This is a genomic window from Arthrobacter saudimassiliensis, assembly GCF_059090665.1.
In genome coordinates, this window is record NZ_JBNHFX010000001.1 from 705,409 (window position 1) to 718,214 (window position 12,806).

Consider the following 12,806-nt stretch of genomic DNA (forward strand, 5'->3'; position numbering starts at 1 on the left):
CCCGCCTTCCTGGCTCCTCGCCGCGGACGGGGAGGCGGCGGCGCTGTTGCGGGCCTGAAGCGGCGCGCGGGGGCGGGCTGCCCGTTAACAGCCTTCAGCGGATCCACCCGATGGGTGATCCGCTGAAGTATGGCTGGTCGCCAACGCCTGAAAAGTTGCTGCCGCGGCTAGCCGGTGCGGCGGGTGTCCTCATCATCGTTATCGTCGCCAAATTGATCCGCGTACTTGTCTTCATACACCGAGTAGTCCGGCTCTGCCGGTTCCTCGGGGTAGCGACTCGAGGGACGATTCGACGGACCCGACAGCTCACGCTGCAGCGCCGAATAGTCCGTGGCCGGGGTGAAGTACTTCATCTCCCGAGCCTGCTTGGTAGCTTTTGCCTTCTGACGGCCGCGCCCCATGGCGTGACCCCCTTTTTGCGTCGATCCGGAAGAGGTCGCTCGGGCACGAGCGAGGCCCCGGAATAATTGGTCAATTTGTCGTAACTACAGGTTACATGCTTTCCGGCTGCCTTGTGGGCGCGCGACGGCGTCCGGCGCCCCTGAGGTCCGCATCGGCCGGGGAACCGGGTACGCCACCATCCTGCGTTGCGGGGCCGGCATTGGCTAAAGTCGGGGGTGAGAAGGATTTTGCGGGGCACACGTGTGCCCCCGACAGGGAGGATCAGGCGTTCACCATGAGCGATCAGAAGAACACACCCGGAGAGGATCCCTCCCCGGAACAGACGCCTGGCCGTCCCGAACCGGAGGGCGGTGGACTGAAGGGACTGGCGCGCAGCCTGTTCGGCCGGCGCAAGGGCAGGGATGACCGGCAGGACGGTGCAGCCCGGGAGGGCACGGCCGGAGAGACCGGGCAGCCGGCCGCCGCGGAACCTGACGCTGACAGGGCAACAGGCCCCGAGGGCGGCACCGTCGCCGCAGCGGACGCTCCAGCCGGCACCGACGCCGGGGACGCGGCTGCGAAGGAGGGGGCCGACGCCCCTGCCCCCGGCCCGGTCTCCGATGCCTCCCCCGCTGCGTCCGGCTCGCCGGACGGTGCTGCTGACACAGTGGCGGCCGGTTCAGAGCCGGCGCCCTCCGCAGCTGCCGATGCAGCCCCGGCAACCGGCATGATCGATCTGGTGGCCCATACTCCCGCTCCGGCCTGGCTCTCCCCTGACGACAGCCGCGACGCCGAGACCTGGACGGCAGCCTTCGAGGTCCAGGAGTCTGCGACCGCTGCGGACGGCACGCCCCCCACCGCTGACGTGGCGCCGGAGGCTCCGGCTCCCGACGCCCGGTCTGACGGGTCGCAGGAGGCTGCCGGACCCGACGGCGCGGCCGATGAGGACGCATCGGCCGCGCCGGCGGCCGCGGACACTGCGGACACTGCGGACACTTCGGACGCCGGAGCCGGGGACACCGGGACCCCGGCCGCTTCCTCCGACCCTGCTCCCGCTACCGGGCTGATTGATCTCGCCTCGCACACCGCTCCCCCGGCCTGGCTGTCCGCCGACGGGGGTCACGACGTCGACACCTGGACCCAGGCCTTCGAGGTGCAGGCACCGGACGGCGACTCGGCCGGCGGGGCAACTGATGACACGCCCACCGACGCGGCGGGCGCTGAGTCCGGCGACGCCGACAGGGCAGGAGACGCCGACAACGCCGGAAAGACCTCCGCCGCCGAGGCTGCCGGGGCGGCCGGCGTCGCCGGTGCCACAGCGGCGCCGGCTGTCGCCGCCGTGGCACCGGAAGCCGCCGTGGCGGAAGCCGAAGCTGCCGTGACCGCTCCGGACGACCTTCAGCTGGAGGAACCGACGCTGGCCGAGCCGGCCATCAGCGCCGACGCAGCCGCGGCCGCGGGTGTGGAGGACGCGTCCTCCGAGGCGCGCGCGGTGGAAGAGGAAGCCGCCGAGGCCGGAAGGCTCGCGGCCGGAGGGCAGCCCCTGCCGCCGGGTACGGAGTTCCCCACCGATGCTTCCTCCGACGCTGCGGATGCGGCTGATACCGCTCAGGAAGCCGGTGCTTCGGAGGCTGCCGGCGACGGCGCGCCCGCGGATGGCGCAGCTGCCCCGTCCGATCCCGCAGCCGCCGACGAGGACGTCCAGGTCACGAACCCTGAGGACATCCAGCTTGAGGAACCCACGCTTGCGGATGCCGCCGTCAGCGCGGACGTGGCGGAAGCCTCAGGAGTCCGCGACGCCGCCCAGGAAGCCCGGGCGGTTGAAGAGGAGGCTGCCGAAGCCGGCCGCATCGTCGCCGGCGGTGAGCCCCTTCCCCCGGGCTCCGGTTTCCCTGCGGCCCACGCATCCGCTGGTGCGGTTTCCACCGGCGCTCCGGAGTCCGCCAACGATGCTGCCGCCGGAGAAGACGCCGGCGCTGGAGACGACTCCGGCGCCGACGCTGACACCGTGCCGGAGGCGGTCGGTGATGCTGAGGGCGAGGACGGGGAAGACAGCTCCAAGCCCGGCGCGGACGTGGACGCTGGCGCAGAGGCCGGCTCCGACACCGATGCCGTAACTGCCGCCGACGCCGACGCCGAGCCCGAACCAGACGCCGACGCCGAGACCGGAGCCCAGGCTGAGGCAGGAGCAGAGGCGGAAGTCTCCGATCCCGACAACCGCCCTGAGGCCGACGCGGAAGAACCCACGTCGCCGGCCGACATCACGTCGGACGCTGACACGGAATCGGAATCGGACACCGCCACCGGCACCGAGACGGACACCGACACCGATGTCGACGCCGCGGCGGAGACTGTGGCCGATCCGGCGGCCGACGGGCTGCCAGCCGACACCGACACCGACACCGACACCGACACGAACGTTGATCGCGACGCCGAGACCGACGCCGCTTCCGCGGCCGGCACGGCTGCCGCAGGCGATTCCGCGGCGCATGCTTCCGCCACCGGCGCTTCCGCAGCGGGCGCTTCCGCAGCCGATACCGCTGCCGAGGATCAGGATGCCGACTCGTCCCACACCGCGGGGATCGCCGCTGCAGCACCGGTCACCGGCCGGCTCACGGCGGCGCCGAGCGACGCGGACGGCCCGGAAGAGCCCGTCGTGGTGGCCAGCCCGGTCCCGGCGTCGGACTCGCGCCGCGCCCGGCGGGAAGCGGAGGCACCGCAGCGGAAGGGCGCCGCCAACCGCCGCACCCTGGTGATGATCGGCGTCGCAGGCATCCTGGTGCTGCTGGCCGTGCTGCTGCTGACCCGCATTCTCGGCCCCGGGGAACCCGGCGAGGGAGTGCTCCGGCAGGGCGTGGCCGCCAATGACCTGACCGCCGGAGACTGCCTGCGCGGCTATGAGGGCGTGAGCAGCACCGTGGACGTCGTCACCTGCGAGACCCCGCACAACGCCCAGCTCGTGGCCAGCGAAACCTACCCGGACGACGACGGCTTCCCCGGCGCGGACGAGCTGTCCGAGCGGGCGGAGCAGCTGTGCTCCGCTGCCCCGTATTCGGCGGCCGTGTCCGACTACCCGGACCTGGAACTCAACCGGGCGATCCCGACCGAGGGCAGCTGGGAGCGCGGCGACCGCCGCATCGACTGCTTCGTCGTCTCCCCGAACGGAGACGAACTCGAGGCCTCGATGATCGCGCCGTGATCCCGGGGCCCTGAGGTACTAGGCAAGACGCAGGAAGGGGAGGCACCGTGGGTGCCTCCCCTTCCTGCGTCTGGCCGTGTTCAGCGGCTACGCGCGCGCCGCCTCGACCGTGAGGCCCTGCGGTCCCACCGAAAGCCCGCCGTCGCCGGAGACATCCAGGCTCTCCTCCGGCCGGTCCACCAGCACCGTGTCGCCGTCGCTGATCCTGCCGGCCAGGATGCCCTTGGCCAGCTGGTCACCGATCTCGCGCTGCACCAGCCGGCGCAGCGGCCGGGCACCGTAGCCGGGGTCGTAGCCGGTGAGCGCCAGCCATTCGCGGGCGGCATCCGTGACGTCCAGGACCAGCCGGCGGTCGCGGAGCCGCTCCGCCAGCGCCTGCACCTGCAGGTCCACGATCCGCGACAGGTCCTCCAGGCTCAGCGGATCGAACAGGATCACGTCGTCGAGCCGGTTCAGGAACTCCGGCCGGAAGCTGCTGTTGACCATGTTCATCACGGCGTCGCGCTTCTGCTCATCGCTCAGCCCCGGATCCACCAGGAACTGCGACCCGATGTTCGAGGTGAGGATCAGGATGGTGGACCGGAAGTCCACGGTCCGTCCCTGCCCATCGGTGAGCCGCCCGTCGTCGAGCACCTGCAGCAGGATGTCGAAGACCTCCGGATGTGCCTTCTCCACCTCATCGAGCAGGATCACGGAGTACGGACGGCGCCGCACGGCCTCGGTGAGCTGGCCGCCCTCCTCATAACCGACGTATCCCGGAGGGGCGCCGACCAACCGGGCCACCGAATGCTTCTCGGCGTACTCGCTCATGTCGATGCGCACCATGGCCCGCTCGTCGTCGAACAGGAACTCGGCCAGGGACTTGGCCAGCTCGGTCTTGCCGACACCGGTCGGGCCCAGGAACAGGAACGAGCCGGTCGGCCGGTTCGGATCGGCGACGCCGGCCCGCGAGCGCCGGACGGCGTCGGAGACGGCAGTGACGGCGCGCTTCTGGCCGATCAGCCGGGACCCGAGGGCCTCCTCCATGTGCAGCAGCTTCTGGGATTCGCCCTGCAGCATCCGCCCGGCGGGAACACCGGTCCAGGCGGACACGACGTCGGCGATGTCGTCGGCCGTGACTTCCTCGGAGACCATGAGCTCGCGGGCCTGGCCGCCGTATTCCTCCTCCTCGGCCTTCTGCGCGACGTCGAGTTCCTTCTGCAGGTTCGGGATCTCGCCGTAGAGGATGCGGGACGCCTCGGCCAGGTCGCCGTCGCGCTGGGCCTGCTCGGCCACTCCGCGCAGCTCGTCGATGCGGGCCTTGAGGTCGCCCACCCGGTTCAGGCCGGCCTTCTCTGCCTCCCACCGGGCATTGAGCGCGGCCAGCTGTTCCTTCTTGTTGGCCATGTCCTCGCGCAGCGCCTCCAGCCGCTCCACCGAGGCCTCGTCGGTTTCGTTGGCCAGGGCCAGCTCCTCCATGGTGAGGCGGTCGACGGCGCGGCGCAGCTCATCGATCTCCTCCGGCGCCGAATCGATCTCCATCCGCAGCCGGGACGCGGCCTCATCGACCAGGTCGATGGCCTTGTCCGGCAGCTGCCGTCCGGTGATGTACCGGTTGGACAGGTTCGCCGCCGCCACCAGGGCGGAGTCGGCGATGGCGACCTTATGGTGCGCCTCGTAGCGCTCCTTGAGGCCGCGGAGGATGCCGATGGTGTCCGGAACGGACGGCTCGCCCACGAACACCTGCTGGAAGCGGCGCTCCAGCGCGGCGTCCTTTTCGATGTTCTCGCGGTACTCGTCCAGCGTCGTCGCCCCGATGAGCCGCAGCTCCCCGCGGGCCAGCATCGGCTTGAGCATGTTCCCGGCGTCCATGGACCCCTCGGCGGCTCCGGCGCCGACGACGGTGTGCAGCTCGTCGATGAAGGTCACGATCTGCCCGTCGGAGTTGCCGATGTCCTCCAGCACCGCCTTGAACCGCTCCTCGAACTCGCCGCGGTACTTGGCGCCGGCCACCATCGACCCGAGGTCGAGGGAGACCAGGGTCTTGTTGTTCAGGCTCTCCGGCACGTCGCCGGCGACCATCCGCTGGGCCAGGCCCTCCACCACGGCGGTCTTGCCGACGCCGGGCTCGCCGATCAGCACCGGGTTGTTCTTGGTGCGCCGGCTGAGCACCTGGATCACCCGGCGGATCTCCGCGTCGCGGCCGATGACCGGGTCGAGCTTGCCGGTGCGGGCGAGCTCGGTCAGGTCGGTGCTGTACTTCGCCAGCGCCTGGAAGGTGTTCTCCGGGTCTGCATTGGTCACTTTGCGGTCTCCCCTCACCGCCGGCAGGGCGGTGGTCAGTTCGTCATGGCCGGCACCGTTGTCCCGCAGCGCCTTGCCGGCCGCGCCGCTGTCCAGCGAAAGGCCCAGCAGCAGGTGCTCGGTGGAGACGTACGCGTCGCCGAGCTTTTCCGCCTCCTGCTGGGCTCCGCTGATGACCTGCAGCAGCGGGCGGGAGAACTGGGGCTGGGACACGCTGGAGCCGGAGGTGGAGGGCAGCTGCCGGATGGCGTTGGACGCCGCGACGCTGACGGCGTCCACATTGACGTTCAGCGCCTTGAGCAGGGCCACGGCCACGCCGTCGCGCTGGTCCATCAGCGCCTTAAGCAGGTGGGCGGGCTCGATCTGCGGGTTACCGGCCGTATTCGCGTTCATCGCGGCGGCCGAGAGAGCCTCCTGGCTCTTGTTCGTGAACTTCGGTTCCACGGCGGTTCCTCCCTGGCTCAGAAACTCTTCCTACAGCTTCCGGCGGAGAGCAGGCCCAGCAGTACGGGCCCTAAACCCACCGAACGCAACAAAGTTGAGTGTAATCAACTCAACTTGAATTGTAAAGTTATCCACAGCCTCCTCCACAGGGTTCAGGCCACTTTTGGGGCCGAGGCTGCCCGGCCGCCGCCGGTGTCTAGCGGCGCGCGTTGCTCCGGTGCTCGCGGTCGAACTCCAGCTTCGCCTCGGCCCACAGCCGGTTGCGGAGTTCGAAGAGTTCGCGGTCCTCGCCGCCGATGTCCGCAAGCTCCAGCGACTGCGCCGGCGTCGTCAGGGACCCCTCCAGATAGGAGGCCAATCGGTCCAGAACGAACTCCCACCCCGGGCCGGCCGGCCATTCCTCTTCCCCGGGATCGGCGTAGACGAAGCGCTTGCGGACCGACGCGTACCGCAGTTCGAGTCGGGTGGTGGAGTCCTCGGCCGCCAGGCGGATCTCCAGTTCACCCGCCTGCCCGTGCCCGGGAGTCCAGGACACGGTCAGCAGGCGCGGCGGGTCGCAGCGCTCAATGACGCCGGTCGCGTTGTCCGGCATCCGATACTCACCGCCGCGGCGGAAGTCCCCCTCAGGCTCCACCAGATAGACGGCAAGGCGCCCGGGGTCGGTCAGGGCGTTCCAGACCTCTTCAATGGGGTGCGGCAGCGTCCGCGCGATCACGACCATGACGGCGTGCCCGGCATGGATCTGCCGAAGACCGAAGCCCCTCTCCGTTTCGTTGAGCTTGACCTCAAGTTCAGGCATGTTTCGTCTCCTTGCTGCTGCCGCCCGGTCGGGGCCTGCAGCCGGGCCGCCACGACCGACGGCTGTGGCGGCGGTCACTGCTGGATTGCTTCGACGGTAGCAGGGTTGGCCCCGCGGTGACAGGGGTCCCGGCTGCCCGGACGCGGCCCGGCCGCCGCCGCGCCGCACCCCGCGCAGCCCGGGGTCCGGGCCTGTGTGAAGTGTGACCGATCTCTAAGAAATGGAATCCCCAGCAGGCTTTTGGATAAGTTCGAAGTATTCCCGTGCCACGGCTGACGCCGTCGCCGGGGCCTGCCCTGCCCTCAACGGCGGGGCCGGCACGGCCCGCCGCGTGAGTCGCTCCGCAAGTGTCGGAGGGCAGCGGCGAGCCCGTCCCTGTCGCCGATCCAAGGACCACATGAGCAGTCCAGCGAAGCAAACGACCAGCAGCACGGAACCGCCCGCAGAGGTCCCGGAACCCCGTACCAGGGCCAACTGGACGGTCTTCACAGGCTCCGCCGTCGGGATCCTGGCCATCGCCCTCTGGGCCATGATCGACACCGACGGCGCCGAGGCCGTCATCGGCTCCATGGTGGGCTGGGTGTCCACCAACATGGGCTGGTACTACTTCCTGGTGGTGAGCCTGGTCGTGGTCTTCGTCCTGACCACGGCCCTGACCCGGGTCGGCAGGACCAAGCTGGGCCCCGACCACTCCAAGCCGCAGTTCGGTCTGTTCACCTGGGGCGCCATGCTGTTCGCCGCGGGCATCGGCATCGACCTGATGTTCTTCTCGGTCTCCGAACCCGTCTCCCAGTTCCTCGCTCCCCCGCAGGGCGACGGCTCCACCGCCGAAGCCGCCCGCCAGGCGCTGGTCTGGACCCTGTTCCACTACGGCATCACCGGCTGGGCGCTCTACGCCCTGATGGGCCTGGCCCTGGGCTACTTTGCCTACCGCCACAACCTGCCGCTGAGCATCCGCTCCGCCCTTTACCCCATTTTCGGCAAGAAGATCGAGGGCCCGCTGGGCCACGGCGTCGACACCGCGGCCCTGCTGGGCACCATCTTCGGCATCGCCACCTCCCTGGGCATCGGCGTGGTGCAGCTGAACTACGGCCTCGCGGTCCTGTTCGACCTGCCGGAGAACCTGACCGTGCAGATCGCCCTGATCGCCCTGTCCGTCATCATGGCCACCGTCTCGGTGGTCTCCGGCGTCGAAAAGGGCATCCGGCGCCTGTCCGAGCTGAACGTGATCCTCGCCGTCGGGCTGATGCTCTTCGTGCTGATCGCCGGCAAGACCAACTTCCTGCTGGACGGCATCGTCCAGAACATCGGCGACGTGCTCAGCCGGTTCCCCGCCATGACCATGGACACCATGGCCTACGACCGGCCGGACGAATGGATGAGCGCCTGGACCCTGTTCTTCTGGGCCTGGTGGATCGCCTGGGCGCCGTTCGTCGGCCTGTTCCTGGCCCGCATCTCCCGCGGCCGGACCATCCGCGAGTTCGTCCTCGGCACCATGATCGTGCCGTTCGCCTTCATCCTGCTGTGGATCTCCATCTTCGGCAACTCCGCGCTGGACCTGGTCATGGGCGGCAACGCGGCGTTCGGCGAAGTGGCCATGAACCAGCCGGAACGCGCGTTCTACGGCCTGCTCGAGCAGATGCCCTGGGCCCCGGCCACCATGGCCATCGCCACCTTCACCGGCCTGCTCTTCTACGTCACCAGCGCAGACTCCGGCTCCCTGGTGATGGCCAACTTCACCTCGCACCTCAAGGACGCGGACTCCGACGGCCCCAAGTGGCTGCGCATCTTCTGGGCCGTGGCCACCGGCGTGCTGACCCTGGCCATGCTGATGGTCGGCGGGGTCACCACCCTGCAGAACGCCACCATCATCATGGGCCTGCCGCTGTCCATCCTGCTGGTGTTCATCATGCTCGGCGTCTACAAGGCGCTCCGGGTGGAGAACACCCTGACCGACAGCTACCGCGCATCCCTGCCCAACATCATCGCCGGGCGCAGCGGCGAGGCCCGCGGCGGCCGCAGCTGGCGCCAGCGCCTGGCCCGGGTCATGACCTACCCGGGCCCGAAGCAGGCCGAACGCTTCGTTGAGGCCGTCGCGCTGCCCGCCCTGCGCGAGGTCCATGACGAGCTGAAGTCCCAGGGCGCCGACGTCGCGCTCTCGGTCGGCGAGGCCGGCCCGCACCGGATCCGCTGCGTGGACCTGCAGGTCGGCATGGGCGAGGAGCGGGTGTTCAAGTACCAGATCTACCCGGTGCAGTACGACACCCCCTCCTACGCGGTGCGCAACGCCTCGGCGGACAGCAAGTACTACCGCATGGAGGTCTTCTCGCTGGAAGGCAGCCACGGCTACGACCTGCTCGGCTACACCCGCGAACAGGTCATCACCGACGTCCTGGACCACTACGAGACCCATCTGGAATTCCTGCACCTCAACCGCGAGGTGCCGGGAGGAACATCCATCAGCGAAGAGCAGGTATCCAAGGACAACTGGGATGCCGACTTCGCCACCGAGGAGGAGAAAGCATGACCGCTGCAAGCACGGACACAGCGACACTGTTCATCGACGGCGCCTGGACGGCGTCCTCCGACGGCGGAACCCGGGAAATCCGCAACCCGGCCGACGGCGAGCTGGTCGGCCTGGTCTCCGAAGCCACCCGCGAGGACACCGAGAAGGCGATCGCCGCTGCCCGTGCGGCCTTTGACCGCGGCGACTGGTCCTCCGTGCCCGCCCCGGAGCGCGGCGACTTCCTGCTGAAGGTGGCCGCCCGGCTGCGCGAGCGGAAGGACGAGTTCGCGATGGCCGAGACGCTCGACACCGGCAAGCGGCTGGTGGAGAGCGAAATCGACATGGACGACATCGCCAACGCCTTCGCCTACTTCGGCAAGATGGCCGGTTCCAACGCCGGCCGGGTGGTCGACGCCGGCGACGCGTCCGTCGTCAGCCGGATCGAATACGAGCCGGTGGGCGTCTGCGGGCTGATCGCCCCCTGGAACTACCCGCTGCTGCAGGCCGCCTGGAAGATCGCCCCGGCGCTGGCCGCCGGCTGCACGTTCATCCTCAAGCCCTCGGAGCTGACCCCGCACACCTCCATCCTGATGATGCAGGTCCTCGAGGAGCTCGGCCTGCCCCGCGGCGTCGCCAACCTGGTCCTCGGTGCCGGTGCGGTGGCCGGTGCTCCCCTCTCGGAGCACCCCGACGTCGACCTGGTCTCCTTCACCGGCGGCGTGTCCACCGGCCGGATCATCGCCGAGTCCGCCGCGAAGACGGTCAAGAAGATCGCGCTGGAACTGGGCGGCAAGAACCCGAACGTCATCTTTGCCGACGCCGACTTCGACGCCGCGCTCGACAACGCGCTGAACGCGGCGTTCGTGCACTCCGGCCAGGTCTGCTCCGCCGGCGCCCGGCTGCTCGTCGAGGAACCGATCGCCGAGCGCTTCGTGGACGAGCTGGTGCGCCGCGCCAAGCAGATCCGCCTCGGCGGGCCGTTCGACGAAGCCACCGAAACCGGTCCGCTGATCAGCCCCGAACACCGCGAGAAGGTCACCGCCTACGTCGCCAAGGCCGTGGAGGAAGGCGCCCGCGTGCGCTGCGGCGGCGCCTGGGGCGAAGGTGACCTCGCCAAGGGCTGGTTCTACCTGCCGACCGTGCTGGACAACGTCAAGGGCGGATCCACTGCCCTGCTCGAGGAGGCCTTCGGCCCGGTCGTCACCGTGGAGACCTTTAACGGCGAGGACGAGGCCGTGAAGCTGGCCAACGACACCGACTACGGCCTGGCCGGCGCCGTCTGGACCCAGGACGCCGGCAAGAGCCAGCGCGTGGCCCGCCGGATGCGGGCCGGAACGGTCTGGATCAACGACTTCCACCCGTACCTGCCGCAGGCCGAGTGGGGCGGCTACGGACGCTCCGGCTTCGGCCGTGAGCTTGGGCTGGCCGGCCTGTCCGAGTACCAGGAAGCCAAGCACATCTACCACAACACCAACCCCCAGGTGACCAACTGGTTCACCGATCACGAGAACGAGAACGGAAAGGACGGCCAGGCATCATGACCGCCCTGGAACAGACTGAATTCGACTACATCGTGGTGGGCGGCGGCTCCGCCGGAGCCGCCGTGGCCGCACGGCTGAGCGAGGACCCCGAGGTCCAGGTGGCCCTGGTCGAAGCCGGCCCCGACGACCGCGGCGTTGACGAGGTCCTGCAGCTGGACCGCTGGATGGAGCTGCTCGAATCCGGCTACGACTGGGACTACCAGATCGAGCCGCAGGAGAACGGCAACTCCTTCATGCGCCAGGCCCGGGCCAAGGTCCTGGGCGGCTGCTCGAGCCACAACTCCTGCATCGCCTTCTGGGCCCCCCGCGAGGACATCGACGAGTGGGAGGCCAAGTTCGGCGCCGAAGGCTGGAACGCCACGATGGCCTGGGAGCTGTACAAGAAGCTCGAGAGCAACGAGGACGCCGGCCCCGATGCCCCGCATCACGGCGATTCCGGGCCCGTGCACCTGATGAACATTCCCGCCGACGACCCCTGCGGCGTCGCCCTGCTGGACGCCTGCGAGCAGGCCGGCATCCCGCGGGTGAAGTTCAACACCGGCGAAACGGTCATCAACGGCGCGAACTTCTTCCAGATCAACCGCCGCGCCGACGGCACCCGTTCCTCCTCGTCGGTGTCCTACATCCACCCGATCATGGAGCGGGAAAACTTCACCCTGCTCACCGGGTACCTCGCCAAGGAACTGACCTTCGACGACGCGAACCGCTGCACCGGCGTCGACGTCGTCGACAACCCGTTTGGACGCGCCAAGCACCTGGGCGCCCGCCGGGAGGTCATTCTCTCCGCCGGAGCCATCGATTCCCCGAAGCTGCTGATGCTCTCGGGCATCGGCCCGAAGGAGCACCTCGAGGAGCGCGGCGTGACGGTGCGGGTCGATTCCCCCGGTGTCGGCGAGAACCTGCAGGACCACCCCGAGGGCGTGATCCAGTGGGAGGCGAAGAAGCCGATGCCCGAATCCTCCACCCAGTGGTGGGAAATCGGCATCTTTACCCCCACCGAGGAGGGGCTGGACCGCCCCGATCTCATGTTCCACTACGGGGCGGTGCCGTTCGACATGCATACCCTGCGCCACGGCTACCCGACCACGGACAACGGCTTCTGCCTGACCCCGAACGTCACGCATGCCCGCTCGCGCGGCACCGTGCGGCTGCGCAGCCGGGACTACCGGGACAAGCCGATGGTCGATCCGCGGTACTTCACCGACCCGCACGACATGCGCGTGATGGTCTGCGGGATCCGGAAGGCCCGCGAGATCGTCGCCCAGCCGGCGATGGCCGAGTGGGTGGGCGAGGAGCTGTACCCGGGCAAGGACGTGCAGACGGACGAGCAGATCATCGAATACATCAGGAAGACGCACAACACCGTCTACCATCCCGCCGGCACGGTCCGGATGGGCGCGGCCGACGACGCGATGGCGCCGCTGGACCCCCAGCTGCGCGTCAAGGGCGTCACCGGGCTGCGGGTCGCCGACGCCTCGGTCATGCCGGAGCTGGTGACCGTCAACCCGAACATCACCACCATGATGATCGGCGAGCGGGCCGCCGAACTGATCAAGGCCGACCGCCGGGCTTCGCTCACCGAGGCCGCCGCGGGCTAGCCTGCGCACTTCATCACCGCACTTTCCGGGCGGCGTCGGAACTCCCGGCGCCGCC

Annotated in this window: 7 protein-coding genes; 4 read left to right on the plus strand and 3 right to left on the minus strand. The window is 69.5% G+C overall.

Annotated elements, in window-relative coordinates:
- Positions 1 to 167 precede the first annotated feature (167 nt).
- On the minus strand, positions 168 to 401 hold the full coding sequence (locus tag AC5RV6_RS03245) for a DUF3073 domain-containing protein (protein ID WP_494005835.1): 234 nt from the start codon (positions 399 to 401) through the stop codon (positions 168 to 170).
- A 275-nt stretch (positions 402 to 676) separates the two neighbouring features.
- On the opposite strand from AC5RV6_RS03245, the gene AC5RV6_RS03250 reads away from it, so the two are divergent.
- A complete protein-coding gene (locus AC5RV6_RS03250) occupies positions 677 to 3,580 on the plus strand; it encodes a septum formation family protein (RefSeq protein ID WP_494005836.1) in 2,904 nt (967 codons plus the stop codon).
- Between the two features lie 87 nt (positions 3,581 to 3,667).
- Here AC5RV6_RS03250 and clpB read toward each other — a convergent pair whose 3' ends face one another.
- Together clpB and AC5RV6_RS03260 are read right to left on the minus strand one after the other, a co-directional pair.
- Positions 3,668 to 6,307, minus strand: a complete 2,640-nt coding sequence (clpB, locus tag AC5RV6_RS03255; RefSeq protein ID WP_494005837.1) for an ATP-dependent chaperone ClpB — start codon at positions 6,305 to 6,307, stop codon at positions 3,668 to 3,670.
- A gap of 196 nt (positions 6,308 to 6,503) precedes the next feature.
- The gene (locus AC5RV6_RS03260) at positions 6,504 to 7,106 is read right to left on the minus strand and encodes an SRPBCC domain-containing protein (protein WP_494005838.1); all 603 of its coding nucleotides are present in this window, start codon (positions 7,104 to 7,106) and stop codon (positions 6,504 to 6,506) included.
- A 397-nt stretch (positions 7,107 to 7,503) separates the two neighbouring features.
- On the opposite strand from AC5RV6_RS03260, the gene betT reads away from it, so the two are divergent.
- From betT to AC5RV6_RS03275, 3 genes are read left to right on the plus strand one after another with little or no spacing between them, the layout of a single operon-like run.
- The gene (gene betT / locus AC5RV6_RS03265) at positions 7,504 to 9,633 is read left to right on the plus strand and encodes a choline BCCT transporter BetT (protein ID WP_494005839.1); all 2,130 of its coding nucleotides are present in this window, start codon (positions 7,504 to 7,506) and stop codon (positions 9,631 to 9,633) included.
- Complete coding sequence (locus tag AC5RV6_RS03270; RefSeq protein WP_494005840.1) at positions 9,630 to 11,153, plus strand: aldehyde dehydrogenase family protein; 1,524 nt, start codon at positions 9,630 to 9,632, stop codon at positions 11,151 to 11,153. Before betT ends, AC5RV6_RS03270 begins: the two co-directional genes overlap by 4 nt.
- Entirely contained in the window at positions 11,150 to 12,751 is a 1,602-nt protein-coding gene (locus tag AC5RV6_RS03275) for a GMC family oxidoreductase (protein WP_494005841.1), read from the plus strand. The genes AC5RV6_RS03270 and AC5RV6_RS03275 overlap by 4 nt, the downstream gene beginning before the upstream one ends.
- Positions 12,752 to 12,806 lie beyond the last annotated feature (55 nt).

What these genes read in the sequence shown, in the direction of transcription:
- AC5RV6_RS03260 (WP_494005838.1), bottom strand. Translation starts at nt 7,106, where the DNA reads ATGCCTGAACTTGAGGTCAAGCTCAACGAAACGGAGAGGGGCTTCGGT.
- AC5RV6_RS03250 (WP_494005836.1), top strand. Translation starts at nt 677, where the DNA reads ATGAGCGATCAGAAGAACACACCCGGAGAGGATCCCTCCCCGGAACAG.
- AC5RV6_RS03275 (WP_494005841.1), top strand. Translation starts at nt 11,150, where the DNA reads ATGACCGCCCTGGAACAGACTGAATTCGACTACATCGTGGTGGGCGGC.
- AC5RV6_RS03270 (WP_494005840.1), top strand. Translation starts at nt 9,630, where the DNA reads ATGACCGCTGCAAGCACGGACACAGCGACACTGTTCATCGACGGCGCC.
- betT (WP_494005839.1), top strand. Translation starts at nt 7,504, where the DNA reads ATGAGCAGTCCAGCGAAGCAAACGACCAGCAGCACGGAACCGCCCGCA.
- AC5RV6_RS03245 (WP_494005835.1), bottom strand. Translation starts at nt 401, where the DNA reads ATGGGGCGCGGCCGTCAGAAGGCAAAAGCTACCAAGCAGGCTCGGGAG.